We start from the raw sequence: 24,368 nt of genomic DNA, 5'->3' as shown, positions 1-24,368 counted from the left end.
CTGATAACGATTATTCGAAACGGAAAGACAGCAAGGTGATGTCGTCGCGCTGCGGCTGGCCGCCCTGATAATCGGCCAGCGCCTGCGTGAACGCGGCGACCTGTTCAGTTAACGGCCGCCGCGCGTGGGTCTTGAGCATGTCGGCGAAGCGCGTGTTGCCGAAGCCGAAGCCATGTTCACCGCCCGCCTGATCCAGGAAGCCGTCGGTCGCCAGGGTGTAGGTCCAGCCCGGTTCCATCGACAGCTCGATATTCTCGTAGACGCCCGCGCGTTTATCACCCAGCGCACGCTTTCCTCCGGGAACTTCGCGCAACGCATCGCCATTGCTGGCGTACAGGCTGATCTTCGCGCCCGCGTAGCGCAGCAGGCCAGCCTGGCGGTCAATATATACCAGCCCCGCGTCCGTATTGGTCGCCAGCGCCCTAGGCAATTGCGCGTCCGCAAGCATGGCGCGGATCGCGCTGTCGGTGCGGGTCAGCACGGCGGCCGGATCGGACGGGCCGACCTCGGTGATCGCCAGGTCGATGGCGGCGCGCGCCAGCATGGTCATCAGCGCGCCCGGCACGCCGTGGCCGGCGCAGTCCATGATGCCCAGCAGGCAATTCCCGCCATCGGAGCGGAACACGTAAAAATCGCCGCCCACCACGTCGCGCGGCTTCCACAGCACGAAGTGATGCTCGCCCAGCGACTGGGTCAGCTGGCGATCCGGCAGGATGGCCCGCTGGATCAGGCTGGCGTAGTCGATGGAGTCGCCGATCTTCTTGTGCGCGGCGGCCATGGCGCGGTTGGCGTTTTCCAGCTCCGAGGTGCGCTCGCGCACCTTGCTCTCGAGCTCGGCCGTGTGCTGGCGCACCTTGTCGGCCATGACGCCGAAGGCATTGCTGAGATCGCCGATCTCGTCCTGGCCTCCGGGCGGCAGGCTGACGTCATAGCTGCCGTTGGCGATGGCGCGGGCCGATTGCTGCAGCCGGCGCAGCGGCCGCAGCATCAACCGCTCGACGGCGTAGCCGAAGCACAGCAGCATGGCCGCGAACAGCAGCACCAGGCCCACCGCCACCGGCCAGATCCAGCCCGTGTCCAGCACCCGGGCCGCGCCCAGGTCCACCAGGGTCAGCACATGCCAGTGCAGTTCGGGCATGTAGGCCACCGACACCAGCTGGCGGTGGCCGTCCACCGCGACCCAGGCCGACTGCACCGACTGTGGATCGGCCTGCGCCGCGTGCATGGCCGAGCGCAGTTCCTCGCGCCCCGGGCCGGGGTCCAGCAGGGAGAACACCATGCCACGGCCGTCGGCGCCGCCGGCGCCGGAGTTGTAGGCGATCAGCGTGGGATCCATGTGCGCCTGGATCGCGCCCGTCTCGTCGACGATGATGGGCGTGACGCCGGCCTGGCCGCTATTGACGAAGTCGCGCAGGAAGCCGCCCACGTCCAGGCCGGCGCCGGTCAGGCCCAGCACCTTGTCGCCGTCGCGCACCTGGGCGTTGATCCAGACCCGCGTGGTCTTGAGCTTCAGGTCGGGGTTGACGTTGATGTTGTAGAGCGCGGACGCCTGCAGCGACTTGTAGAACCAGCCGTCATCGGCGGCGCCACGGCTCAGCGTGTAGCGCGGCGCCTCGGACAGGGGCTGGTCGTCGTTGAAGTAATAGTTGCCGGTGGCGGCGCTGGCGATGAAGTAGGCCCGGCCCAGCAGATCGCGGCGGTAGCCGTCGGCTTCGCGGAAGAACAGCTCGCGCGCGGCCGGATCGGACTCATTGCGCAGCCAGCGGCGCGTGACCTCGCTGTCGGCCAGCCGCAGCGACAGGGCCAGTTCGCGCGAGACCGGCGCCAGGATGCGCTGGCGGTTCAGTTGCGTGAAGTTGTCGGCGAATGCCCGCCCGAAGTGATCCCGGACGCCGTCCAGCAGTTGCCAGCCGATCAATGCGGCCGGCGCCAGCGCGACCAGGCACGCCAGCAGCAAAGCCATAAGCGATTTCTTGCGCAATCCCCATTTCGCCATGCGTAGTCTTCCTGACAACTGGATAAGTGGCGGCGTGCGCGGAGTGTCTTGCATGCGCGGCCTGCCGTCCCGACCGCGAGTCCGCGGCCGCGGGCAGGGCTTGCCGCCGCGCGCTCGACCCGCCTCGTGGGCAGTGATCGCCGCGCACCGAGCTGGTGCGTGGCGCGCTTAGTGTAGAGAACCGCGCAGGCGATGGAAACGGGTGTAAACGCCTTGAAGCGTTTTGTGCGTCAAGTTTTTCCTTGCGGCAAACTATATGTGGTTTTATTGCCGTTTATGTCGCATCTTCAAACCGGCGACGCAGGGGGATTGCGGCTTTCTCGCTACACCCCGAGATAGCGTTCCCACAGGCCGCGATCGGCGTCCAGCGCCGGCGAGTCGCCGGTCCAGACCACCTTGCCGCGCTCCAGGATCACGTGCTGGTCGGCCAGGCTGAGCAAGCGCTCGACATACTTGTCGATCACCAGGATGGTCTGGCCGGCCTCGCGCAGCCGCGCCAGGCAGTTCCAGATTTCCTCGCGGATCTTGGGCGCCAGGCCCTCGGTGGCCTCGTCCAGGATCAGCAGGCGCGGATTGGTGACCAGCGCCCGGCCGATGGCCAGCATCTGCTGTTCGCCGCCGGACAGCTGGTTGCCCATGTTGCGGGCACGTTCGCCCAGGCGGGGAAACAGCTCGAACACCCGCTCGGGCGTCCAGGGCGCGCCGATGTCCGGATTGCGCGCCGCGACAAAGGCCGTCAGGTGCTCGCGCACCGTCAGGTTGGGAAAGCACTGTCGCCCTTCCGGCACGATGGCCATGCCCAGGCGCGCGATGCGGTCCGGACTCCAGCCGCTGATGTCCTGCCCGGCGAAGCGGATCGCGCCGCCGCGCAGCGGCAGCTGGCCGAACAGGGTGCGCAGCAGCGTGGTCTTGCCCATGCCGTTGCGGCCCAGCAAGGTCACCACCTGTCCCGCGCCGATGCGCAGGTCCACGCCGAACAGCACCTGGCTCGCGCCGTAGCCGCTCTTGGCCGATTCGATCGAGAGCATCAGGCAATCTCCTGGCGGGCGGGCGCGGTTTCCTCGTCACCCAGATAGGCTTGGCGCACGTCGGCGTTCGCGCGGATCTCGTCGGGCGTGCCGGTTGCGATCACGCGGCCGTACACCAGCACCGAAATGCGGTCGGCCAGGCGGAACACGGCCTGCATGTCGTGCTCGACCAGCAGCATGGCGGCGCGGCCGCGCATGGCCTCGATCAGCTCGGTCAGCCTGAGCGTCTCGTCCGGCCCCATGCCGGCCATGGGTTCGTCCAGCAGCAGCACGGCGGGCCGGGCGGCCAGGGCCAGCGCGAACTCCACCTTGCGCTGCTCGCCGTGCGGCAGCGTACCGGCCGGACGCTCCAGCAGGCTGGCGTCGATGGCGCATTCGCGCGCCAGCTCGCGCGCCTGTTCATACAGCGCGGTCTCGGCCGCGCGCGGACGCCAGAAGCGGAAGCTGCTGCCCGCGTGCGCCTGTACCGCCAGCACCAGGTTGTCCAGCACCGAGGACTGCTTGAAGATATTGGTGATCTGGTACGAGCGCGACAGGCCCGCGGCCACGCGCTGGTGCGCGTTCATGCCGGTGACGTCGCGCCCGCCCAGCAGCAGCGTGCCGGCGTCGGCCGCCAGCGTGCCCGAGAGCAGGTGGATCAGGGTGGACTTGCCGGCGCCGTTGGGGCCGATCAGGGCATGGATCTCGCCCGGCGCCAGGCGGAGCGATACCTGGTCGGTCGCCACCAGCGCGCCGAAGCGGCGCACCAGGCCGCGCGCCTCCAGGGCTGGCACCGCGGAATTGACGGCGTTCATCGCGATCCCTCCTTGCCCGGCCGCGCCGTCGCGCGGCCGGCGAACCATGGCCCCAGCAGGCCGACCAGCCCGCGCGGCGCGCCGAACACCACGCCCAGCAACAGCACGCCCAGCGGCAGGTGCCAGTATTCCGTCCACAAGCGCAGAACCTCTTCCAGCGTCAGCATCACCACCGCACCTGCCACGCCGCCATGGCGCAGGCCGATGCCGCCCACCAGCACCATGATCAGCAGGTTGGCCGACTGGGTCCAGTGCATCAGGCTGGGCGAGATGAACAGGTTGTGGTTGGCCAGCAGCGCGCCGGCCAGTCCGGCCGCGGCGCCGCTCAGCGTGAAGGCGGCCAGCTTGATTCGATAGACCGGATAGCCCAGAGACTCCATGCGCGACTCGTTCTCGCGTATGCCTTGCAGCGCGGTGCCGAAGCGGGAGGCCACCAGCCGTCCGAACAGCCAGGACAGGAGCGTGAACAGCGCCAGCACCAGGTAGTAGAACGACACGTCGTCGCCCAGCGACAGCCCCGGCAGCGTGGACGGACCCGGCAGGTTCAGCCCGTCCTCGCCGCCATACTGCCGCAGCGAAATAAAGATGTAGAACAGCATCTGCGCGAAGGCCAGCGTGATCATGATGAAGTACACGCCGCGCGTGCGCAGCGAGATCGCGCCGGTGATGCAGGCCAGCACGGCCGCCAGCGCCACGGCCACCGGCCAGGACACCAGCGCGGACGTCACGCCCGACATGGCCAGGATGCCCACCGCATAGGCGCCGGCGCCGAAGAAGGCCGCGTGGCCCAGCGCCACCATGCCGCCGTAGCCCAGGATCAGGTTCAGGCTGGTGGCGGCCAGCGCGTAGATCAGCACGCGGCGCACGAAGGAAATATAGAAGTCCAGGCCGAGCGCGGGCGCGACCAGGGGAAACACCGCCAGCAGGGCCAGCAGGACCAGGGTCCAGGCAGTCTGTTTGCGCATCTTGCCTTACCCCCGCGCCGGAAACAGGCCCGAAGGCCGGAACACCAGCACCGCCGCCATCAGCACATAGATGGCGATGGCCGCCAGCGTGGGCCCCACGCTGGACGCCACGGCGGGCGAGAACACCTGGCGCAGCAGCATGGGCAGGAAGGCCCGGCCCGCCGTGTCCACCATGCCCACCAGCAAGGCGCCGACAAAGGCGCCCCGGATCGAGCCGATGCCGCCGATGACGATACAGACCAGCACCAGGATCAGGATCTCCTCGCCCATGCCCACCTGCACCGAGGTGATCGGGCCGAGCAGCGCTCCGGCCACGGCGGCCAGCATGGCGCCCAGCGCGAACACGCCCAGGAACAGCAGCGGCACGCGCACGCCCATCAGCGTGGCCATCTGCCGGTTGGACGCGCCGGCGCGCACCAGCACCCCGGCGCGCGTGCGCGTCACGAACCAGTACAGGCCCAGCGCGGCGGCCACGCCGAAGGCGATGATCATGAGGCGGTAAGCGGGATAGAGCAGGTCCGGCAGCAGTCGCACCGGTCCGGACAGCGCCGCCGGCATGTTGAGCATGACCGGCGCCGGCCCCCAGATCATCTTGACCAGGTCGTTGGCGATCAGGATGACGGCGTAGGTGCCCAGCACCTGTGCCAGGTGGTCGCGCAGCGCGAGGCGGCGGATCAGCGTGAGCTCCAGCGCCACGCCGACCAGCCCGGTGGCGACGGCCGCCACCAGGACAGCAGCGGTGAAGGAACCCGTGCGTTGCATGGTCTCGGCGGCCACGTAGGCGCCGGCCATGTAGAGCGAGCCGTGAGCCAGATTCATGATGTCCATGATGCCGAACACCAGGGTCAGCCCGGCCGCGATCAGAAACAACATCAACCCAAACTGCAGACCGTTCAGCAATTGCTCGACGATCAGCGTAAACGTCATGAACACTACCCCCTGCCGCGCGCCGCCGATGGCCTGGCGCACGGTCGATTCAATATCAGATACCGCCTACCCACCGCATGCCACGAGACCAACCTCGAGGAAGTGCCCAACGACGCAACGGGTGCCCCACGATCGGGATGCCGCGGATCCGGCTTTGCCGGTCCGCAGGCATGCCCCCTTGAGGGGGCCCGCCTAGGGGGAAGCGCGTCAGCGCTTCGGGGGTGGCCCTATTTGCATTCCCCGACGTAGACGTCCTGGTACTTGTCGAAGACCTTGCCCACCAGCTTGTTGGTGATGCGGCCGCTCGCGTCCTTCTGGATCACGCGTTGGTAATAGGCCTGGATGGGATAGTGGTTCTTGCCATAGGTGAAGCTGCCGCGCACCGAGGGGTAGTCGGCCTTTTCCAGCGCGCGCACGATGGCGTCGCGATCGCTGGCCTTGCCGCCGGCCTGCTTGACCGCCGCGTCCATGGCCATGATCACGTCGTAGGCCTGGGCCGCGTAGACCGAGGGATAACGGCCGTTGTATTCCTTGCGGAAGGCTTCGACGAAGGCCTTGTTCTGCGGCACGTCCAGGTCATGCGCCCACTGGGCCGTGTTGACCATGCCCAGCATGGGCTCGCCCACGGCCTGGATCACGTCCTCGTCGGCCGAGAAGCCCGGGCCGATCAGCTTGATGCTCTGCGACAGGCCGGCAGACACGAACTGCTTGACGAAATTGATGCCCATGCCGCCGGGCAGGAAGATGTAGACCGCGTCCGGCTTGGCCGCGCGGATCTGCGCCAGCTCGGCCGCGTAGTCGATCTGGCCCAGCTTGGTGTAGACCTCGTCGCCCGGGGCGGCCTTGTAGCCGCGCTTGAAGCCGTTGAGCGCGTCCTTGCCCGCCGGATAGTCGGGGGCCATGATGAACATCTTCTTGAAGCCGCTGTCGGCCGCGACCTTGCCGGCGGCCTCGTGGAAGGCGTCGTTCTGGTACGAGGTGCCGAACCAGTACGGATTGCACTGGGCGCCGGCGAACTGGCTGGGGCCCGGGTTGTTGGACAGGTAGGGGACCTTGGCGGCGAACAGCGCGGGGCCCACGGCCAGCGCCACGTTCGAGCCGATCGGGCCGGTGAAGAAATCGACCTTCTCGCGCTGCAGGTAGCGCGTGACCAGCTGGCGGGCCTGGTCGGGATTGCCGCCCATGTCGGTCTGCAGGAATTCGGCGGGCTGGCCGCCCAGCTTGCCGCCCAGCTGCTTGATGGCGAGGTTGAAGCCGTCGCGGGCCTCGGCGCCCAGCGCCGAGAACGGACCCGAAATGTCGTTGGCGATGCCGACCTTGATGGCATCCGCCTGGGCCAGCGCCGGGACCAGGGCGGCCGCGGCGATTAGGGAAGTGATCAAACGCATGGTGGATGCTCCGTGCGCGAGCCCGCGCAGAGATGTTCTTTTTGGAGGTGCGATTCGAAAGACTTCTTCCCGGCCTGCCGGCGCCTGTGCGCCGCCGTCAAACGGGAGTCATACGGGAGCTTGCGACACCCGCCCCCGCCGCGGGACATGGGGAAGGCTGGCGTGCTTCATAGTTTAGGTTTAAAGTATTCGCCAAAACAAGTCTAGGGTTTTTACCAATAAACTACCGCATGGCTACGCTGTTCCGCTCCCCTGACCGCGCGACCTTACCCGACATTGCGCCGCCGCTCAAGACGCACGCGCCGGGCCGCGCGCCCGCGGCGCCGACGCCCGCCGACCAACCGCCCTCCCGGTAACTCTTCCGCCATGACCGACACCCCCGACCTGGAATCCCGCGCCGCGCCCGACGACCACCACGCGCTGCGCCTGTGGCTGCGCATGCTGACCTGCTGCAACCTGATCGAAGGCGAGATCCGCAGCCGGCTGCGCAACGACTTCGACACCACCCTGCCGCGCTTCGACCTGATGGCCCAGCTGCAACGCGCGCCCAAGGGCATGAAGATGGGCGAGCTGTCGCGCCACATGATGGTCACCAACGGCAATATCACCGGCATCACCGACCAGCTCGAAAAGGAAGGCCTGGTGGTCCGCACCAAGGTCGAATCCGACCGCCGCAGCTCGCTGATCAAGCTCACCCCGCAAGGCAAGAAAGCCTTCTCCCGCATGGCCCGCGCCCACGAGACCTGGGTCAAGAACATGTTCGGCGACATGCCGGAATCCAGCCGCAACGCGCTGTTCCAGGCCCTGGGCGAACTGAAGCTGCAGGTGGTGGCCACCCGCTCCGAAGCCGAGAAGGGCTGAAGCGCCTCCCGCCTACCACCAGCTATCTATAGAGGCGTCCAATCCCCCAAAGGCAGCCAAGCAAGACGCCCGCCCAACCAGGCACATCCTCCCGCCATCGGGGCAGCGCGGATCCGGCTCCGCCGGTCCGCAGCTGCGCCCCCTGGGGGGGGAAGCGCCCCCGGCGCTTCGGGGGGGATCCTATAATCTTCCCATGATCCCGGTCTCACTTCCTGGCGGCAATTTCTACGTGCTGATGGCGGTCTCCCTCGCCTGTCTGAGCACCCTGCTGACATGGCTGGCGGTGCTCGCCACCAGTCGAGGCGCGCGCCATTGGCTCGGCGGCCACCGCCGGCTGGGAACGATCCTGATGACCGCGCTGGCGCTGCTCGGCGCCATCTTCCCCTATCAACAGCTGGGCCAGTGGCTGGACGCCGAGCGCGACGCCCAGGCCGACGCCGGGCGCCGCAGCGTGTTGAACCAGCCCACCCGCGTCGCCGGCGTGGACATGCCCGCCGGCACCGTGCTGCGGCTGGCCACGCCGGGCGAGCTGTCAACCTTCGATCGCGCCCGCTTCCCCGAGGGTCAGCCGGGCCTGATCCATGGCCTGGAAAGCACTGGCCTGTATCGCTACGCGGCGACCGCCCGGCAGCCGGAAACCCTGTCCGTGGAGATCGCCCGCGACCAGGCCCAGGAGGGCTGGCTGTGCGCCCACGGCCACCGCGTCGAATTCGTCATGCTGGGCGGCCAGCCCCGTTTCGCCAGCTGCCATCTGGCCATCGGCAATCAGCTGGACCGGCAGCCGGTGCCACCGGGCACGTGGATCCAGGTGGACCCGGCCGTGCGCGGCCAGCCGATAGAACAGGCGGGCGCGGGCGCGCGCTGGCTGTTGCGCACGGAAGGCAGCGAGCCCATGGAGGTGGAGCGGCTGTCGCTGCTGAAGCTGGAACTGCGGCTGGATGCCCGCCGCCAGCTGCTGGGTTTCGAGGGGCTGCTGTCGCGCGAGACCGCGCTGGGCGACATGACCTATCCCGCCGGCACCCGGGTGCTGTCCGGCGGCCTGCGCGCGGCCGGCGCCCAGCCCGGCGACCTGCTGTTCTCGGCCTCGCGCGGGCGCGTGGCCCGACGCGCCGGCGGCACGGACGTGGCGGCCGGCAGCTCGGTGCTGCAGGCGCCGGACGGCGCGGTGCGCGCGGTCCTGTCCAACCGCGATGCCGGCGTGCTGGATGTGGCCGCGGTCCGGGTCGGGCCCTAGGGCGCCGCCCCTCGCGGACGCCCGCAAGCCACCCCTGGCCGCTCCGCCGCCGGCGCGTTCGCGCCCCTCCCGCCGGTCCGCGACGCGGCAATCCCGGCCCTGCAGCAAAGCGGTGGGATAATAGCCAGCTTTCCCCCACGCGCCGCCCAGCGGGCGGCGGTTCCGTCCTGCTCATTGATAGAGACGAAGTCATGGCCGTTAACCTGCAGATCCCCTCCGAGTCCGAAGTTTTCCCTGTTGCCGGCGTTGAAATCGGCGTTACCGAGGCCGGCATCCGCAAAGCCAACCGACGCGATCTGACCGTGTTCCGCTTCGCGCCCGGCACCAGCGTGGCGGGCGTGTTCACGCGCAACCGTTTCTGCGCCGCGCCGGTGCAGGTCTGCCAGGCCCATCTGGCCGCCGGCGGCCCGATCAGCGCGCTGGTCATCAACACCGGCAACGCCAACGCCGGCACCGGCGACGAAGGCCTGCAAAAGGCCAAGGACACCTGCGCCGCGCTGGGCAAGCTGCTGGGCGTGCCCGCCGCCGAAGTCCTGCCCTTCTCCACCGGCGTCATCCTGGAGCCGCTGCCGCTGGACCGCCTGGTCGCCGGCCTGCCCGCCGCCATCGCCAACCTCGGCCCGGACCACTGGTTCAGCGCCGCCCACGGCATCATGACCACGGACACGCTGCCCAAGGTCCATTCCAGCAAGGTCCAGATCGGCGGCAAGACCGTCACCTTCACCGGCATCAGCAAGGGCGCCGGCATGATTCGACCCAACATGGCCACCATGCTGAGCTTCCTGGCCACCGACGCCGGCATCGCCCAGCCGCTGCTGGGCAAGCTGGCCCGCGAGATCGCCGACGCCTCGTTCAACCGCATCACGGTCGACGGCGACACGTCCACCAATGACTCCTTCATCATCGCCGCCACCGGCAAGTCCGGCGTCGAGGTGAACGCCGAGTCCGATGCCGACTACGCCGCCGTGCGCCAGGCCCTGACCGCCGCCGCGCTGGAGCTGGCGCAGAAGATCGTGCGCGACGCCGAAGGCGCCACCAAGTTCATGACCATCCGCGTCGAGGAAGCCGGCAGCACCGAAGAAGCGCTGAAGGTCGCCTACGCCGTGGCGCACTCGCCGCTGGTCAAGACCGCCTTCTTCGCCTCGGACCCCAACCTGGGCCGCATCCTGGCCGCGGTGGGCTACGCCGGCATCGACGACCTGGACGTCTCGAACATCCGCCTGTGGCTGGACGATGTGCTGGTCGCCGTCAACGGCGGCCGCAATCCGTCCTACCAGGAAGCCGACGGCCAGCGCGTCATGAAGCAGGCCGAGATCGCCGTGCGCATCGCTCTGGGCCGCGGCCAGGTCAGCGACACCGTCTACACCTGCGACTTCTCGCACGAATACGTATCGATCAACGCCGATTACCGCTCCTGATCCACCCGCGCGCCGGCGCCGACCGCGCCGGCGCGCCATGCATTGAATCCAGTGGCTGCGTCCTACCCATCGCTCGTCACTGACTCCGCGCCAGCCAGCGGCATCACTGTTGGCCGGCGACAGGCGACACCCGATGGGTGGCGCGCGCCCGGCGGCTCCCACGAGCGATCCGGGCGGCGCCTATCCGAAGACAAACGCGGACGCGCCGCGGCCCGATGGCCGCAGGCCCGTCAGCCCATCCAAGGACCACAACCGTGACCGCAAACGAATTCACCACCCTGATCCAGCGCGCTGAGCGCGTGCTGGCCCAGCTCGAAGCCTGGCTGCCGCCCGCCACGCCCGAAATCGACTGGACCGCCCATGCCTACCGCTGGCGCAAGCGCGGCGCGCGCGGCTGGCTCGACTCGGTGCGCCACGTGGCCCGCATCGACCTCGACGACCTGCAGCACATCGAGCGCCAGAAGAACGTCATCGACCGCAACACGCAGCAGTTCATCGAGAAAAAGCCCGCCAACAACGTGCTGATGACCGGCGCGCGCGGCACCGGCAAGAGCTCGCTGGTCAAGGCCATGCTGGCGGCCTACGCCGATCGCGGCCTGCGCCTGATCGAAGTGGACAAGTCCGACCTGGGCGACCTGGCCGACATCGTCGAGCTGGTCGCGGGCCGGCCCGAGCGCTACATCGTGTTCTGCGACGACCTGTCCTTCGAGGAAGGCGAGGCCGGCTACAAGGCGCTTAAGTCGGTGCTGGACGGCTCGGTGGCCGCCTCGGGCGACAACGTGCTGATCTACGCCACGTCCAACCGCCGCCACCTCATGCCGGAATACATGAGCGAGAACCTGCAGGCCAAGCACCAGCCGGACGGCGAAATCCATCCCGGCGAAACGGTCGAGGAAAAAATCTCGCTGTCCGAGCGCTTCGGCCTGTGGCTGTCGTTCTATCCCTTCAAGCAGGACGACTACCTGGACATCGTCTACCACTGGCTGCGCGAGTTGGGTTGCCCGGAACAGCACATCGAGCCCTCGCGCACCGAGGCCCTGCAATGGACGCTGGAGCGCGGCTCGCGCTCGGGACGCGTCGCCTACCAATTCGCCCGCGACTGGGCTGCCCGTCATGTCTGAAAAAATCGTCGATGTCGCCGCCGGCCTGATCCTGCGCCCGGACGGCAAGCTGCTGCTGGGGCAGCGTCCCGAAGGCAAGCCCTGGTCGGGCTGGTGGGAACTGCCCGGCGGCAAGCTGGAGCCCGGCGAGACCGTGCTGCAGGCGCTGGCGCGCGAACTGCAAGAAGAAATCGGCATCCGCGTCACGCAATCGCGCCCCTGGGTCACCTATGTGCACGTCTATCCCCACACCACGGTACGGCTGGCGTTCTGCCACGTCACCGGCTGGGAAGGCGAGCCGCGCGGCCTGGAGAACCAGCGCCTGGAATGGGTCGACCCGGCGCGCGCGGCCGAGGTCGGCGACCTCCTGCCCGCCACGCTGCCGCCGCTGCGCTGGTTGCAGCTGCCGACCCGCTACGGCATCAGCTCCATCGGCTCGCGCGCGGGCCTGCCGGCTTTCCTGGGCCGGCTGGACGCGGCGCTGGCGCGTGGCGTGAAGCTGGTGCAGCTGCGCGAGCCGCAATGGCCCGACGGCCCCGGCGCCGCCTCGCTGCATGAAGCGCTGCTGCAGGTGAAGCAGCGCTGCCACGCCGCCGGCGCGCGTCTGCTGGTCAACAGCATCCATCCGGCCGCCTGGTGGAAGGAAGCCGACGGCGTGCACCTGCGCGCCGCCGACGCCGCCCGCCTGGACGCGCGCCCGGCGCTGCCCGAAGGCGCGCTGGTCGGCGCATCGGCGCACGACAACGCCCAGGTCACGCATGCGCGCGATCTGGGCGCCGACTTCGCCGTGCTGGGTCCGGTGCTGGACACGCCCAGCCATCCCGGCGCGCCGACGCTGAGTTGGGAAGGCTTCGTGGCCGGCAACCGCGACGCCGGCCTGCCGGTGTATGCGCTCGGCGGCCAGTCCGAGCAAACCGTGTCGCAGGCGCTGCGCCATGGCGCGCACGGCATAGCAGGCATACGCGGACTCATCTGAAGCCGTCCGGGACGTCCGCGCGCGAGCGCGGCGTCCCCGGCCTGCTTCACCCCTCGGTAGACCACAATAGGCAGGCCTCCCTGGTCTTGGCTACAACGGAAGTGCGCCATGCACATTCCGAGGAGCACGCCATGACACTGGAATCCCGCTACAAGATCCGCCCCACCCCGACCATCGCCCTGCAGGAACCCCCGGCCAGGCCCGCCGCCGGCAACCGCCAGCGCCCCACCGCAACCGCCGACAACTCCTGGGACGCCTGGTTCGACGGTGAATCCGTCACTGCCGACTTTCTTGTCGATCGCGACCAGCCGACGGACGACGCCCGATGACGCTGCGGTTCGTGCTCGATACGAACATCTGCATCTTCGCCATCAAGAACAAGCCGGGCGCCGTGCGGCAGGCGCTCAACCGGCGGCCAGGCCAGCTGTGCGTAAGCGCGATCACCGCGATGGAACTGCGCTACGGCGCTGAAAAATCAGCAACCCCGGCCCGGAACCATGCCGTCATCGACGGATTCCTGAAACGCCTGGAAGTGCTGAACTATGACCGCGCGGCAGCCGCGCACGCCGGCCGACTACGGGCGGAGCTGGCGCGAGCCGGCACGCCCATCGGCCCCTACGATGCAATGATCGCCGGCCACGCCCGCTCTCGGGGTTTTGTGCTTGTCACGAACAACACTCGCGAGTTTTCCCGTGTGTCCGGGCTGCGGCTGGACGATTGGACACAGTGACGTTCGATCACGGCGCCGGCTGACTGCCCCGAAAGCGCAGTGTCAACTTTCGCTCGGCCAAAACCAGGGACAGGCATCGACGGTCAGAATCTGCCGCCGCCAGGGCAGTCGTCCCCGTGGCGGATAGCCGTCGCAGCGCTGTCGTGTCCCTGTCGCACCCATGTCGTGCCCGTGTCGTATCCCTGAGCGTTCCTTTCGGCTACCTTGGCAGCTCCGAACCAATGGAAGCCGAACCATGTTGATTCAAAAGCTGCGCCTCAAGCGTGGCTGGTCCCAACAGCAGCTGGCCCAGGCCAGCGGACTGAGCGCCCGGACCATCCAGCGCATCGAAGCGGGCCAACCCGCGAGCGTGGAAACGCTCAAGTCCATTGCCTCGGTTTTCGAAGTCGACTTTTCCACCCTGAACGCAGAGGAAACGAATATGGACACGACCATGACGGCCGCCGACGAGGCGGAACGGGAAGCCTTCGCCCATGTCCGCGAATTGCGCGGTTTCTATGTGGCTTGCATGCGCTACATATTGATCGCGGTGGCGCTGTTCGCGATCAACCTGCTGACATCGCCCCACAACATGTGGTCTTACTGGGCGATGCTGGGCCTGGGACTGGCCCTGGCGGCGCGCGCCGTCCGGGTCTACGCGCCCTGGCGGCTGTTCGGTCCGCAATGGGAAAAAGCCCAGGTGGAAAAGCGGCTCGGACGGCCGCTGTGACGACTGCCGGACCGGGCCATGCCCGGTCCGTCCCTGTACCGTCGGGCCCTCAGTCGATCTTGTAGTCCATCCACGACGCGACCATCTCGCGCAACCCGCCGCCCTCGTCGAAGGCCTCGCGCGATCCCTCCGCCTTGTTGCGGCCCAGCTCCAGGATGTACATATAGTCCGAAATCTCGGCGCAGCGGCGCACGTTCTGGTCCACCAGCACCACCGTCATGCCTTCGTCCGCGAAACCCCGGATCAGCGCATAGATCTCCTTGGAAATCCGCGGCGCCAGCATGGCGGTCGGCTCGTCCAGCAGGATCACCGACGGCTCGATCAGGAGCGCGCGACCGAACTCCACGAAACGCTGCTGGCCGCCGCTCATGCTGGACACCGGATCGTCGCGCTTCTGCGCCAGGATCGGAAAGCGCTCATACACAGACTCGATACGCCGGCGCACGCGCGCCTTGTCCTGCCGGAACGGCCAGCAGCCCAGCAGCAGGTTGTCATGCACCGACAACTCGCCGAACAGGCTGCGATGCTGCGGCACGAAGGCCACGCCATGGCGCGCGCGCTCGTGCGAAGGCTGCGCGCTGATGTCCTGCCCGCGTAACGTGATGCGGCCCGTGCGCGGCGGCAGGAAGCCGAACAGCGTCTTGAGCACCGTCGACTTCCCGGCGCCGTTAGGTCCGATCACACCCGTGACCTTGCCCTGCCGGGCCTGCACATTCACGCGGTTCAGAATGGTGATGTCGCCGTGATAGGCCACGGTCACCTCTTCCAGCGCAAGCACTGCGTTGCTCATATCCGTCGCTCCTCTGCGCCGCGCGCAGTTCAATCCAATCCGATCCGATCCAACAGGACGCCGCCCTCGCACGAGCCCGGCGCCCCTCATCCGAGATAAACCACCCGCACCCAATAAAAACCGCCCTCACTCAAGCGGGGCCGCACGGATCCGGCTCCGCCGGTCCGTAGCGGCGCCCTCTAGGGGGAAGCGCCGCAGGCGCTGCGGGGTGGGCTCTACTCGCCGAGATATGCCTCGACCACTCGCGGATCGTTCCGCACATGGTCGGCATCGCCCTCGGTCAGGATCGCGCCTTCGTTCATGACAATGATGTGGTGGGATAGCTGGTAGATCGAGGTCAGGTCATGCGAGACCAGCACCACCGAGCAATCGTGCTCGACCGGCAACTCGCGGATGACCGAGATCAGCAGCTGCGCCAGCGCCGGGTTGACGCCGGCGAAGGGCTCGTCCAGCAGCACCACCTTGGGCCGCGCGACCATGATGCGCGCCAGCTCCACCAGCTTCTGCTGGCCGCCGGACAATTCCTCGGCGTAGTTGTGCCGCAGCCGGTGCAGCTCGACCTTGCGCAGCCAGTATTCGGACTGGGCGTAGCGCTCGTCGGCGCTGCGCCCGGTCTGCTGCTGCGCCACGTCCAGGTTGTCCAGCAGCGTCAGCTGGCGGAAGATGCGCGGCACCTGGAAGGTGCGCCCCACGCCCAGCCGCGCCACTTCATGGACCTGGCGGCCGGCGATATCGCGGCCATCCAGCTCGATGCGGCCCTCGTCCGGCGTGTAGATGCCGTTGATGCAGTTGAGCATGGTGGTCTTGCCCGACCCGTTCATGCCGATGACGCCCAGGATCGCGCCGCGCGGCACATGCACATCCACGCCTTGCAGCGCCACCAGGCCGCCGAAACGCTTTTTCAGATTGCTGACTTTCAACATGGCGGATCTCCTAGCGCAGCGCCTGGCGGCCGAACAGCCCGCTGGGCCGCACGAAGATCATGGCGACCATGAGCGTGAAGCCGCAGATGGTGGCGATGGACGGATTGAAGAACACCACCGACACCTGCTCGGTGACGCCGAACAGCAGCGCGCCGACCAGCGCCCCCACCGGATGGCCCAGGCCGCCCAGCACGATGACGATGAAGCCGATCAGCGTGTAGTCGTTGCCCATGAACGGCGAGAAGGACGGGAACACCATCGCCACCAGCACGCCGCTGGCCGCCGCCAGGCCGATGCCCAGGCCGAAGGCCACGGCCGACAGGCGCTCGGCGTTGATGCCGACGATGCGCACCGCGTCGCGGTTCATGATGATGGCGCGCAGCGCTTTGCCCAGATGCGTGCGGTACAGGAACAGGGCCAGCGCCGCCACGATGGCCAGCGCGATGCCCAGCGCCAGCAACCGTACCGTCGGGACCAGCACCGGGCCGAATTTCAGGAACACCGGCTCGATCTCATAGGGCAGCGAGCGGGCGTCGGCCTCGAAGGCCAGCAGCATGATCGCGCCCAGCATGATGGACACGCCGAACATCAGCAGCAGCGAGCTGATCTCCGGATCTTCGGCCTTGGACAGCCTCGGGATCAGCACGAAGTACAGCAGATAGCCGGCCAGGAAGAAGACGGCGAAGGCCAGCGGCAAGGCCAGCAAGGGGTTAATGCCCAGGTACTCCAGCAGATAGAAGGCGAAATAGGCGCCGAGCACGAGGAACTCGCCGTGCGCGAAGTTGACCACGCGCAGCACGCCGAAGATCACGTTCAGCCCCACGCCGATCAGGCCGTAGATGGCGCCCAGGATCAGGCCGTTGATCAGCCCTTGGATAATCAGTCCGGTCATGTCGAATCCCTCAGGCGATGTAGCGGCGCAGTTGCGGCTTGCGCTTGATCAGGCTGCCGACGATGCCGCGCGGCAGGAACAGCATCAGCAGCACGATGATCAGGCCCAGCAGCAGCAGGTTCACCACCGGGAATTTCTGCCAGATCAGGTGATCGATGCCCAGCAGCGCCAGCGTGCCGGCCACCGGCCCGAGCACGGTGCCGAAGCCGCCGGCCATGGCGTAAATGATGCTCTTGGCCGTGATCAGCACATGGAACGCGTATTCGGGATCGACCACGTTCGTGTACCAGGCCTCGATGCCGCCGGCCAGCGCCGGGAACAGCGCGGCCAGCAGCCAGGCCTTCAGCCGCGTATTGGGCACGTGGATGCCGACGCAGGCGGCCGCGCCGTCGTCGTCGCGAATGGCCTTGAGCGCGCGCCCCAGGCCCGACGCGGATAGCCATGTCACCACGGCCAGCGTGGCGCCCATGACGGCCAGCATCGCGTAGTAGCTGTGGGCGGGATTGTTGGCGTTGGACAGGATGATGCCCATGCTGCCGCCGGTGAAGGACTGCGGCAGGTTGGAGATCACCAGCTTGACGATGGTGGCCAGCGCCAGGCTGACGATGCCGAAATACACGCCGCGCAGCCGCAGCGTGGGCGCCAGCAGCAGCGCGATCGCCACGCCCGTGCCGCCGGCCGCGAGCAGCGACGGCAGGATGGGCCAGCCCAGGATCTTGTAGCAGATGCCGGTGGCGTAGGCGCCCACGCCGTAGAACACCACGTAGCCGAACGGCAGGTAGCCGGTGAAGCCCACGCAGATGTTCATGGCGCTGGCCATGGTGATCCACAGCATCAGATAGAACGCGAACGAGATGTTCGACGTCGCGGCGGGGACCAGGGCCAGGCTGATGGTCAGCGCGGCAAAGACGGCGATGGCGATACGGGTGCGTAGCCGCTGCGCGCGCTGATCCTGCGCGCGATGCGACGCCGCGCCCGCCGCCAGGGCGGGACTGCTGCTCATGGTGTCTCCTCCGGGCCGCTCGGGATCGGCGGCCACATTTATTTGGAGGCGATTATGAACAGATAAAACTATAACTGCAAGTTAAGGACTAACCCTTAACCAGTCCCTTATTTGCTCCCGGAAAGGCCTCTTCCAGCACGCCGCGCAGCTCCTTGATGAACTGCTGCGCGATGCGCGAAGGCTCCCGGTTGCTGGCATAGACCGCCGAGATATTCAGCGGAATGCGCTCCTGGAGCGGCACGATGACCACGTCCGGCATGGTGTTCTGCATGACCGTGAACTCGTCCACCACCGCGATCCCGACGCCCGCGTTGACCAGGGCGCAGGCCAGCTGGCTCCAGGGCACATCGGCGCACATGTTGCAGGGCAGGCCAGCCTGCTCGAAGGCATTCAGCACCAGCATCCCGTAGGGCATGCGGGTGCCGACGATGATGTGCGGATGCGGCGACAGATCAGCCAGGCTGACCACCTCGCGCCCGGCCAGGACGTGTCCGCGCGGAATGGCCGCCACCATGCGCCCCACATGCAGGGGCTCCGACACCAGGAAGGGATGATCGGCCTGCATCACCACCAATCCCAGCTCGGCCTCGCCCTGCAGCACGTCGGTGATCAGGCTGGGCAGCGCGGTCGTGCCCAGGCGCAGCAGCAGCTCGGGGTGACGCTGCTGAAAGCGCGCCACGGCGCGCGGCACCAGGTACTGCGCCAGACTGGGGATGGACGCCAGGCGCAGCACGCCCGTGCCGTGTTCGGCCAGCGCGTCGGCCAGATCATTGACCCGCTGCATCATGCGCTGCGTCTTCTCGATCTCCTCGAACAGGCTCTGCACCTGCACGGTCGGCTGCAGCCGCCCCCGCACCCGCTCGAACAGCGTCACCCCCATCGCTTTCTCGGTGTGGGCGAGCATGCGACTGACGGCCGGCTGGGAAATATTGAGCAGCCGGGCGGCGCCGCTGATGGATCCGGCCATCACCACGGCCCACAACATTTCGGTCTGTCGGTAATTCAATTTACTCAAGGCGTGCACTCCATGCCTATTTGTTATACGCTACTTCCCGTATTGCGCAAAAACTGCCCAATACCGCTCGCGATCTGTCCCCAAGACCAGGTCCGGGATCGCATATTTATAACGATTGGAGACATCCCATGTTTGGCAAATCCTGGCTGTACCGCCTGCCCGCGCTGGCCCTGGCCGCCGCGGCGCTGACGCCGTCCCTCGGCGCCGCCCAGACTTCCGACAAGCTGCGCATCGGCATGACGGTATCGTCCACCGGCAGCTTCGCGCTCGCCTCGCAATCCGGCGTGCGCGGCGTCGAGCTTTGGGTCGACGACGTCAACCGCCGTGGCGGCATCGAGATCAAGGGCAAGAAATACCCCGTCGAACTGGTCAAGCTGGACGACCGCAGCGACAAGCAGATGGTGACGCGCGTCTACGAACGCCTGATTGTCGATGAAAAAGTGGACCTGGTGTTCGCGCCTTTCGGTTCCACGCTGACGGCCGCCGCCGCGACCGTCACGGAACGGCTGGGCAAGTACATGATGGTCTGGTCCGCCGCCAGCGACGACCTGTACCGCCAGGGCTTCAAGAACATGGTGTCGGGCACGCAGATGCCGGTGTCGGCCATGCTGCGCGCCAACATGGAGATGGCCGCCAAGCTGGGCGTCAAAAAGGTCGCGCTGCTGTACTCGGACGAGCCCTTCCCCGCCGGCCTGGCCGAGGGCGGCAAGGAGCAGGCCACCAAGAACGGCATGCAGGTCGTGATGTTCGAGAAGTACCCCAAGGGCCAGAAGGACTTCAGCACCATCCTGCAGAAGGCCCGCGCGTCCGGCGCCGAGGCGCTGGTGCCGACCTCCTACGAGGGCGACCTCATCAGCATGACGCGCCAGATGAAGCAGCTGGACATCAACTTCCCGTACGTCTTCATGGTGTACGCGTCCACGCCGCAATTCCAGGCCATCGGCGCCGACGCGGACTACATCTACAGCCACACCAACTACCATCCCGCGATCAACTGGAAGGTCAACGCCGGCCTGACGCGCGAGCAATTCGCCACGTCCTATGACCGCCTGTTCCCCAAGGCCGAGTTCCCGCCCGATTTCCAGACCGCGCTGGCCTACGGCGCGGGCGCGCTGACCGAAGAGATCGTCAAGCAGGCGGGCAACACCGACGCCGCCGCGCTCAAGAAGGCCTCGCTGGACCTGTCCGGCAAGCTCACGGTGATGGCCGGCCCCTACGCCATAGACGAGACGGGCAAGCAATTGCAGATGCCATTCCCCGTCGTGCAGCTGCTGCCGGGCAAGCAGATGGCGCCCGTCTGGCCTGAGGACGTGGCCACCGCCAAGCCGGTCTACCCCATGCCTGCCTGGAACAAGCGCTGATCGCGCGCATCGCGCCGGGCCGCTCCGCGCGCGCGGCCCGCGCACCAACCCGAGGAAAACATGTCTGACATCGCATTTGCCACGCTGAGCGAACTCGCCCTGGGCCTGGCCGAGGGACGCCACAGCTCGGTGGAGTTGGCGAAGCACTTCCTGGACCGCATCGACCGCGCCAATCAGGCGCTGCACGCCTATGTGAGCGTGGATGCCGACAGCACGCTGCGCCTGGCCGAGGCCGCCGACGCGCGCCGCCGCGCCGGCTACGGCCTGCTGGGCCCGCTGGACGGCGTGCCCGTGGCCATCAAGGACCTGTGCGACATCGAAGGCCAGATCGCCACCGCCGGCTCGCAGGCCTGGCGCCAGCGGCGCGGCACGACCACCTCGACCGCCGTGGCCAGGCTGCTGGCGGGCGGCATGGTGCCGCTGGGCAAGCTGCACATGGTCGAGTTCGCATTCGGCGGCTGGGGCACCAATCCCGTGATGGGCACGCCGCGCAATCCCTGGGACCTGGAACACGCGCGCATTCCGGGCGGCTCGTCCAGCGGCTCGGGCGTGGCCGTGGCCGCCGGCCTGGCGCCCGCCGCGCTGGGCTCGGACACGGGCGGCTCGGTGCGCATTCCAGCGGCGCTCAACGGCGTCACCGGCCTGAAGACCACGCGCGGGCTGATCAGCCTGCATGGCGCGGTGCCGCTGTCCGGCACGCTGGACTCCATCGGTCCGCTGACGCGCGACGTGCGCGACGCATTGCTGCTGACGCAGGCCATGGCCGGCGCCGATCCCAGGGATCCGCTCACGCAGGGCGTGCCTGCCTTCCAGATGCCCGGGTCGCCCGCCGGCGCGCGGCCCCTGCGCGGCATGCGCATCGCCATGATGCCGCCGGCGCAATACCCGATCGAGGTCGATGGCGCCGTGCTGGCCGCCCTGGACGACACGCGCCGCGCGCTGATCGAACTGGGCGCCGAGGTGCGCGAAACGCCCTTCCCGTTCGACTTCCACGACATGATGCTGCGCAATGGCGTGATCATCGCCGCCGAAGCCTATGCGCTGCACCGCGAATACATCGAGGACGACTCCCTGCCGTTCGGCAGGCATGTGCGCGCCCGCGTGCTGGCGGGCAAGGCCACGGGCGCGGCGGACTACGTGCTGGCGCTGCAGGCGCACGCCCGCGCCTGCGCGGCCTGGGCCGAATGGATGCGCGGCGCCGACGCGCTGCTGACGCCGTGCCTGCCCTTCGCCGCCTGCCGTCTCGAAGACGTCGACGAAACGGCGACGCCGCTGGCGGCCTTCACGCGCGCCGGCAACTACGTCAACGCGTCCGGCCTGGCGCTGCCGGCCGGCTTCACCGCCGACGGCTTGCCCGTGGGCGTGCAACTGCTGGGCAGCCCCCACGGCGAGGCCGCGCTGGGCCGTATCGGCATGGCCTTCCAGGCCGCCACGGACTGGCACTTGCGCCGTCCGGATCTCGGCGCGGTCGGGCTCTAGGCGCGGACGGAGCTGGCGCCCGCGCGCTTCGCGGGCGGGCCGCTCAACCTTCGATCGGGTCATGTCGACGCGGGCGTTCGTCGATTCGCGGATTCCTCTTTAGAATTCAGCAGATGACCACGAGCGCCGGCGCGCCACGCCGCCGCGCGCCGGGTGGCCCGTCACATCGAAGGAATGCGCCCATGTCCCGACGCGAGAAAACCGAACGCCAGATCCTGCTGGCCCTGGAGGAACAGATCCGCGAAACGGGCATGGGCGGCGTCGGCATCAACGCCATCGCCAAGCGCGCCGGCGTCAGCAAGGAACTGATCTACCGCTACTTCGACGGCATGCCCGGCCTGATGCTGGCCTGGATGCGGGAACAGGATTTCTGGACGCGCAATCCCGGCCTGCTTCTGTCCGACGAGGCCAGCCAGCGCACGCCGGCCGACCTGGTGCTGTCCATGTTGCGCGCGCAGGTCGAGGCCTTGGCCGGCAACGACACCTTGCGCGAAGTGCGGCGCTGGGAGCTGATCGAACGCAATGAGGTGTCGGCCCCGCTGGCCGAGCGGCGCGAACGCGCCGCGCGCGACTTCATCGACCGCATCGACGGGCTCAGCCCCGGCCTGGACGCGCCGGCCGTGGTCAGCGTGATGCTGGCCGGCGTGCTCTACCTGACGCTGCGCGCCAAGACCGAAAGCCATTTCCTGGGCCTGCCATTGCGCGAGCCGGAAGGCTGGCGGCGGATCGACGCGGCGCTGGAACACCTGGTGTCGGGCGGCTTCCCCGAGCCGCTGCGCAGTGCTTCGCTGGCCGAGCTGGAGGCGGAACGCAAGCCGTCCGCCGCGCCCGACGCCGAACGCTGATCCGGCATCGACGCGCGCCGAAGGCGGCCAGGCCGCCGCCGCGTCACGTCGGCTCGCAGGCCTCGCGCAGCAGGGCCTCGAGCCAGTCCGCAAACACCTGCACCCTGCGCGACGGCAAGCGCCGCTGCGGATAGAGCAAGGTCATCGGCATGGGCGCGGGCAGATAGTCCGGCATCACGGCCACCAGCTCGCCCGATGCGAGATGCTGGCGCACGTCATAGGCCGGGATCTGGATCAGCCCCAGACCCGCCAGGCAGCTGGCGATATAGGCCTCGGCATTGTTGACCGTGACGCGGCCCGGCAGCGTGCGTATGCGCGCGACCTGCCCCTCCAGCCATTCCCATGGCGCGACGCGGCCCGTGGACGGCGAGGCGTAGTGCACGCAGGCATGCGCGTCCAGGTCCGCCGGCGTGCGCGGCACGCCGTGGCGCGCCAGATAGGCCGGGCTGGCGACGTTGATGAGCGGCAGCTTGCCCATCGTGCGCGCCACCAGCCCCGAATCCGGCAGCTCGCCCACGCGCAGCGCGCAATCCACGCCCTCCTCGATCAGGTTGACGGCGCGGTCCGTCACGCCCAGCGTGATGTCGATCTGCGGATACGCGTCCAGAAACGCGGGCAGCGCCGGCGCCACGATCAACCGCCCCACCCGGCCCGGCACGTCCACGCGCAACACGCCGCGCGGCCCGACCGAGGCCTGGCGGAACAGGTTCTCGGCCTCTTCCATGTCTTCGATCAGCCGCAGGCAGCGCGCGTAGAAGACCTCGCCCTCGCGCGTGGGCGCGACCTGGCGCGTGGTGCGGTTCAGGAGCCGCGCGCCGACCCGGCCCTCCAGTTCCTGGATGGCGGCCGACACCGTGGAACGCGGCAGGCCCAGCGTATCCGCCGCGCGGGTGAAGTTGGCGCATTCGACGACGCGGGCGTAGACGCGAAACAGGTCGATCCTATCCATGCAGGGGGCCGGCCGCGAGCCGGCGTATGAGTCGATGAAACGCGGGCGGGACGCAAGCGCCAACCCGGATGGTCGAGGCCGAAGCCCCGGAATGTTCGTCAATTCTGGATAGTAAAGACAGAATTAACAGCTTTATCCTGATTTTGTGGAATATATCATTCCCTTCCATGGGCGGCCGCAACCCCGCGGCTCGCAATCAGGAGCATCCCATGGCGGATCACGGCATCAAGGGCAAGACCATCATCATCGCGGGCGGCGCGAAGAACCTGGGCGGGCTGATCGCCCGCGACCTGGCGCAACAGGGCGCGCACGCCGTGGCGATCCACTACAACAGTCCGGCGACCAAGGCGGACGCCGACGCCACCGTGGCGGCGGTGAAGCAGCTGGGCGCCCAGGCGGTGGCGTTGCAGGCCGACCTGAGTTCGGCCGGCGCCATGGAAAAGCTGTTCGCCGACGCGGTGGCCGCCGTCGGCCGGCCCGACATCGCGATCAACACGGTGGGCAAGGTGCTGAAGAAGCCCTTCACCGAAATCACCGAGGCCGAGTACGACGAGATGACGGCGGTCAACTCGAAGGCCGCGTTCTTCTTCCTGCGAGAAGCGGGCCGCCACGTCAACGACAACGGCAAGATCTGCACGCTGGTCACTTCGCTGCTGGGCGCCTACACGCCGTTCTACGCGGCCTATGCAGGCACCAAGGCCCCGGTCGAGCACTACACCCGCGCCGCATCCAAGGAATATGGCATCCGCGGCATCTCGGTGACGGCGGTCGGCCCCGGCCCGATGGACACGCCCTTCTTCTATCCGGCCGAAGGCGCCGACGCGGTGGCCTACCACAAGGCCGCCGCCGCGCTGTCGCCGTTTTCCAAGACCGGCCTGACCGACATCGAGGACGTGGTGCCCTTCATCCGCTTCCTGGTGTCGGACGGCTGGTGGATCACCGGCCAGACCATCCTGATCAACGGCGGCTACACCACCAAGTAGAC

At 68.1% G+C, this 24,368-nt stretch carries 24 protein-coding genes; 12 read left to right on the top strand and 12 right to left on the bottom strand.

Annotated features, from left to right (window positions below; translation table 11 throughout):
- Positions 1–10 precede the first annotated feature (10 nt).
- From siaA to C2U31_RS07615, 6 genes are all read right to left on the bottom strand, one after another.
- The gene (siaA, locus tag C2U31_RS07640; protein ID WP_199770968.1) at positions 11–1,996 is read right to left on the bottom strand and encodes a biofilm regulation protein phosphatase SiaA; all 1,986 of its coding nucleotides are present in this window, start codon (positions 1,994–1,996) and stop codon (positions 11–13) included.
- A 323-nt stretch (positions 1,997–2,319) separates the two neighbouring features.
- The gene (locus C2U31_RS07635; RefSeq protein ID WP_103272294.1) at positions 2,320–3,024 is read right to left on the bottom strand and encodes an ABC transporter ATP-binding protein; all 705 of its coding nucleotides are present in this window, start codon (positions 3,022–3,024) and stop codon (positions 2,320–2,322) included.
- Positions 3,024–3,818 carry an ABC transporter ATP-binding protein gene (locus tag C2U31_RS07630; RefSeq protein WP_103272293.1) on the bottom strand — a complete coding sequence of 265 codons (795 nt, stop codon included), beginning with the start codon at positions 3,816–3,818 and terminating at the stop codon, positions 3,024–3,026. Before C2U31_RS07630 ends, C2U31_RS07635 begins: the two co-directional genes overlap by 1 nt.
- Positions 3,815–4,783: a branched-chain amino acid ABC transporter permease gene (locus C2U31_RS07625; RefSeq protein WP_103272292.1), complete on the bottom strand. Its 969-nt coding sequence runs from the start codon at positions 4,781–4,783 to the stop codon at positions 3,815–3,817. Before C2U31_RS07625 ends, C2U31_RS07630 begins: the two co-directional genes overlap by 4 nt.
- Positions 4,784–4,789: 6 nt before the next feature.
- Positions 4,790–5,710: a branched-chain amino acid ABC transporter permease gene (locus C2U31_RS07620; protein WP_103276304.1), complete on the bottom strand. Its 921-nt coding sequence runs from the start codon at positions 5,708–5,710 to the stop codon at positions 4,790–4,792.
- Positions 5,711–5,937: 227 nt separating this feature from the next.
- Entirely contained in the window at positions 5,938–7,098 is a 1,161-nt protein-coding gene (locus tag C2U31_RS07615) for an ABC transporter substrate-binding protein (RefSeq protein WP_103272291.1), read from the bottom strand.
- A gap of 366 nt (positions 7,099–7,464) precedes the next feature.
- On the opposite strand from C2U31_RS07615, the gene C2U31_RS07610 reads away from it, so the two are divergent.
- From C2U31_RS07610 to C2U31_RS07575, 8 genes are all read left to right on the top strand, one after another.
- On the top strand, positions 7,465–7,959 hold the full coding sequence (locus C2U31_RS07610; protein ID WP_103272290.1) for a MarR family winged helix-turn-helix transcriptional regulator: 495 nt from the start codon (positions 7,465–7,467) through the stop codon (positions 7,957–7,959).
- 193 nt (positions 7,960–8,152) lie between these two features.
- A complete protein-coding gene (locus C2U31_RS07605; RefSeq protein ID WP_103272289.1) occupies positions 8,153–9,193 on the top strand; it encodes a hypothetical protein in 1,041 nt (346 codons plus the stop codon).
- Positions 9,194–9,384: 191 nt separating this feature from the next.
- The gene (argJ, locus tag C2U31_RS07600) at positions 9,385–10,611 is read left to right on the top strand and encodes a bifunctional glutamate N-acetyltransferase/amino-acid acetyltransferase ArgJ (RefSeq protein ID WP_103272288.1); all 1,227 of its coding nucleotides are present in this window, start codon (positions 9,385–9,387) and stop codon (positions 10,609–10,611) included.
- Between the two features lie 254 nt (positions 10,612–10,865).
- On the top strand, positions 10,866–11,732 hold the full coding sequence (locus C2U31_RS07595) for an ATP-binding protein (protein WP_103272287.1): 867 nt from the start codon (positions 10,866–10,868) through the stop codon (positions 11,730–11,732).
- On the top strand, positions 11,725–12,687 hold the full coding sequence (locus C2U31_RS07590) for a Nudix family hydrolase (RefSeq protein WP_103272286.1): 963 nt from the start codon (positions 11,725–11,727) through the stop codon (positions 12,685–12,687). Before C2U31_RS07595 ends, C2U31_RS07590 begins: the two co-directional genes overlap by 8 nt.
- 131 nt (positions 12,688–12,818) lie before the next feature.
- On the top strand, positions 12,819–13,016 hold the full coding sequence (locus tag C2U31_RS30465) for an AbrB/MazE/SpoVT family DNA-binding domain-containing protein (RefSeq protein ID WP_158658324.1): 198 nt from the start codon (positions 12,819–12,821) through the stop codon (positions 13,014–13,016).
- The gene (vapC, locus tag C2U31_RS07580) at positions 13,013–13,417 is read left to right on the top strand and encodes a tRNA(fMet)-specific endonuclease VapC (RefSeq protein WP_103272285.1); all 405 of its coding nucleotides are present in this window, start codon (positions 13,013–13,015) and stop codon (positions 13,415–13,417) included. The genes C2U31_RS30465 and vapC overlap by 4 nt, the downstream gene beginning before the upstream one ends.
- A 235-nt stretch (positions 13,418–13,652) precedes the next feature.
- A complete protein-coding gene (locus C2U31_RS07575; RefSeq protein ID WP_103272284.1) occupies positions 13,653–14,126 on the top strand; it encodes a helix-turn-helix domain-containing protein in 474 nt (157 codons plus the stop codon).
- A 49-nt stretch (positions 14,127–14,175) separates the two neighbouring features.
- Here the strand turns inward: C2U31_RS07575 and C2U31_RS07570 are convergent, their stop codons facing one another.
- The 5 genes from C2U31_RS07570 to C2U31_RS07550 all read right to left on the bottom strand — a co-directional run bounded on the left by C2U31_RS07570 (position 14,176) and on the right by C2U31_RS07550 (position 18,758).
- Positions 14,176–14,916: an ABC transporter ATP-binding protein gene (locus C2U31_RS07570; protein WP_103272283.1), complete on the bottom strand. Its 741-nt coding sequence runs from the start codon at positions 14,914–14,916 to the stop codon at positions 14,176–14,178.
- Positions 14,917–15,131: 215 nt separating this feature from the next.
- Positions 15,132–15,839: an ABC transporter ATP-binding protein gene (locus C2U31_RS07565; RefSeq protein ID WP_103272282.1), complete on the bottom strand. Its 708-nt coding sequence runs from the start codon at positions 15,837–15,839 to the stop codon at positions 15,132–15,134.
- 10 nt (positions 15,840–15,849) lie between these two features.
- Positions 15,850–16,731 (bottom strand): branched-chain amino acid ABC transporter permease, encoded by an 882-nt coding sequence (locus tag C2U31_RS07560; protein WP_103272281.1) that lies wholly within the window; start codon positions 16,729–16,731, stop codon positions 15,850–15,852.
- A gap of 10 nt (positions 16,732–16,741) precedes the next feature.
- Positions 16,742–17,734, bottom strand: a complete 993-nt coding sequence (locus tag C2U31_RS07555; RefSeq protein ID WP_103272280.1) for a branched-chain amino acid ABC transporter permease — start codon at positions 17,732–17,734, stop codon at positions 16,742–16,744.
- Positions 17,735–17,822: 88 nt separating this feature from the next.
- Entirely contained in the window at positions 17,823–18,758 is a 936-nt protein-coding gene (locus C2U31_RS07550; protein ID WP_103272279.1) for a LysR family transcriptional regulator, read from the bottom strand.
- A gap of 119 nt (positions 18,759–18,877) precedes the next feature.
- Here C2U31_RS07550 and C2U31_RS07545 point away from each other — a divergent pair, with 119 nt between their 5' ends.
- The 3 genes from C2U31_RS07545 to C2U31_RS07535 all read left to right on the top strand — a co-directional run bounded on the left by C2U31_RS07545 (position 18,878) and on the right by C2U31_RS07535 (position 22,434).
- On the top strand, positions 18,878–20,110 hold the full coding sequence (locus C2U31_RS07545) for an amino acid ABC transporter substrate-binding protein (protein ID WP_103272278.1): 1,233 nt from the start codon (positions 18,878–18,880) through the stop codon (positions 20,108–20,110).
- 60 nt (positions 20,111–20,170) lie between these two features.
- Positions 20,171–21,589 carry an amidase gene (locus C2U31_RS07540; RefSeq protein WP_103272277.1) on the top strand — a complete coding sequence of 473 codons (1,419 nt, stop codon included), beginning with the start codon at positions 20,171–20,173 and terminating at the stop codon, positions 21,587–21,589.
- 182 nt (positions 21,590–21,771) lie between these two features.
- Positions 21,772–22,434, top strand: a complete 663-nt coding sequence (locus C2U31_RS07535; protein WP_103272276.1) for a TetR/AcrR family transcriptional regulator — start codon at positions 21,772–21,774, stop codon at positions 22,432–22,434.
- Between the two features lie 43 nt (positions 22,435–22,477).
- On the opposite strand, the gene C2U31_RS07530 is transcribed toward C2U31_RS07535, so the two are convergent.
- The gene (locus C2U31_RS07530; protein WP_103272275.1) at positions 22,478–23,383 is read right to left on the bottom strand and encodes a LysR family transcriptional regulator; all 906 of its coding nucleotides are present in this window, start codon (positions 23,381–23,383) and stop codon (positions 22,478–22,480) included.
- Positions 23,384–23,592: 209 nt separating this feature from the next.
- On the opposite strand from C2U31_RS07530, the gene C2U31_RS07525 reads away from it, so the two are divergent.
- Positions 23,593–24,366 carry an SDR family oxidoreductase gene (locus C2U31_RS07525; protein WP_103276303.1) on the top strand — a complete coding sequence of 258 codons (774 nt, stop codon included), beginning with the start codon at positions 23,593–23,595 and terminating at the stop codon, positions 24,364–24,366.
- The last annotated feature ends 2 nt before the right edge of the window (positions 24,367–24,368 follow it).

Source organism: Achromobacter sp. AONIH1 (genome assembly GCF_002902905.1).
In the GTDB taxonomy this organism is placed as follows: Bacteria; Pseudomonadota; Gammaproteobacteria; order Burkholderiales; family Burkholderiaceae_B; genus Achromobacter.
Note: the sequence above shows the minus strand (reverse complement) of the source record. Positions and strands in the feature narration are given on the sequence as shown.

Coding starts and splice junctions, on each gene's coding strand:
- siaA (WP_199770968.1), bottom strand. CDS start 1,996: ATGGCGAAATGGGGATTGCGCAAGAAATCGCTTATGGCTTTGCTGCTG.
- C2U31_RS07635 (WP_103272294.1), bottom strand. CDS start 3,024: ATGCTCTCGATCGAATCGGCCAAGAGCGGCTACGGCGCGAGCCAGGTG.
- C2U31_RS07630 (WP_103272293.1), bottom strand. CDS start 3,818: ATGAACGCCGTCAATTCCGCGGTGCCAGCCCTGGAGGCGCGCGGCCTG.
- C2U31_RS07625 (WP_103272292.1), bottom strand. CDS start 4,783: ATGCGCAAACAGACTGCCTGGACCCTGGTCCTGCTGGCCCTGCTGGCG.
- C2U31_RS07620 (WP_103276304.1), bottom strand. CDS start 5,710: ATGACGTTTACGCTGATCGTCGAGCAATTGCTGAACGGTCTGCAGTTT.
- C2U31_RS07615 (WP_103272291.1), bottom strand. CDS start 7,098: ATGCGTTTGATCACTTCCCTAATCGCCGCGGCCGCCCTGGTCCCGGCG.
- C2U31_RS07610 (WP_103272290.1), top strand. CDS start 7,465: ATGACCGACACCCCCGACCTGGAATCCCGCGCCGCGCCCGACGACCAC.
- C2U31_RS07605 (WP_103272289.1), top strand. CDS start 8,153: ATGATCCCGGTCTCACTTCCTGGCGGCAATTTCTACGTGCTGATGGCG.
- argJ (WP_103272288.1), top strand. CDS start 9,385: ATGGCCGTTAACCTGCAGATCCCCTCCGAGTCCGAAGTTTTCCCTGTT.
- C2U31_RS07590 (WP_103272286.1), top strand. CDS start 11,725: ATGTCTGAAAAAATCGTCGATGTCGCCGCCGGCCTGATCCTGCGCCCG.
- C2U31_RS30465 (WP_158658324.1), top strand. CDS start 12,819: ATGACACTGGAATCCCGCTACAAGATCCGCCCCACCCCGACCATCGCC.
- vapC (WP_103272285.1), top strand. CDS start 13,013: ATGACGCTGCGGTTCGTGCTCGATACGAACATCTGCATCTTCGCCATC.
- C2U31_RS07575 (WP_103272284.1), top strand. CDS start 13,653: ATGTTGATTCAAAAGCTGCGCCTCAAGCGTGGCTGGTCCCAACAGCAG.
- C2U31_RS07570 (WP_103272283.1), bottom strand. CDS start 14,916: ATGAGCAACGCAGTGCTTGCGCTGGAAGAGGTGACCGTGGCCTATCAC.
- C2U31_RS07565 (WP_103272282.1), bottom strand. CDS start 15,839: ATGTTGAAAGTCAGCAATCTGAAAAAGCGTTTCGGCGGCCTGGTGGCG.
- C2U31_RS07560 (WP_103272281.1), bottom strand. CDS start 16,731: ATGACCGGACTGATTATCCAAGGGCTGATCAACGGCCTGATCCTGGGC.
- C2U31_RS07555 (WP_103272280.1), bottom strand. CDS start 17,734: ATGAGCAGCAGTCCCGCCCTGGCGGCGGGCGCGGCGTCGCATCGCGCG.
- C2U31_RS07545 (WP_103272278.1), top strand. CDS start 18,878: ATGTTTGGCAAATCCTGGCTGTACCGCCTGCCCGCGCTGGCCCTGGCC.
- C2U31_RS07540 (WP_103272277.1), top strand. CDS start 20,171: ATGTCTGACATCGCATTTGCCACGCTGAGCGAACTCGCCCTGGGCCTG.
- C2U31_RS07535 (WP_103272276.1), top strand. CDS start 21,772: ATGTCCCGACGCGAGAAAACCGAACGCCAGATCCTGCTGGCCCTGGAG.
- C2U31_RS07530 (WP_103272275.1), bottom strand. CDS start 23,383: ATGGATAGGATCGACCTGTTTCGCGTCTACGCCCGCGTCGTCGAATGC.
- C2U31_RS07525 (WP_103276303.1), top strand. CDS start 23,593: ATGGCGGATCACGGCATCAAGGGCAAGACCATCATCATCGCGGGCGGC.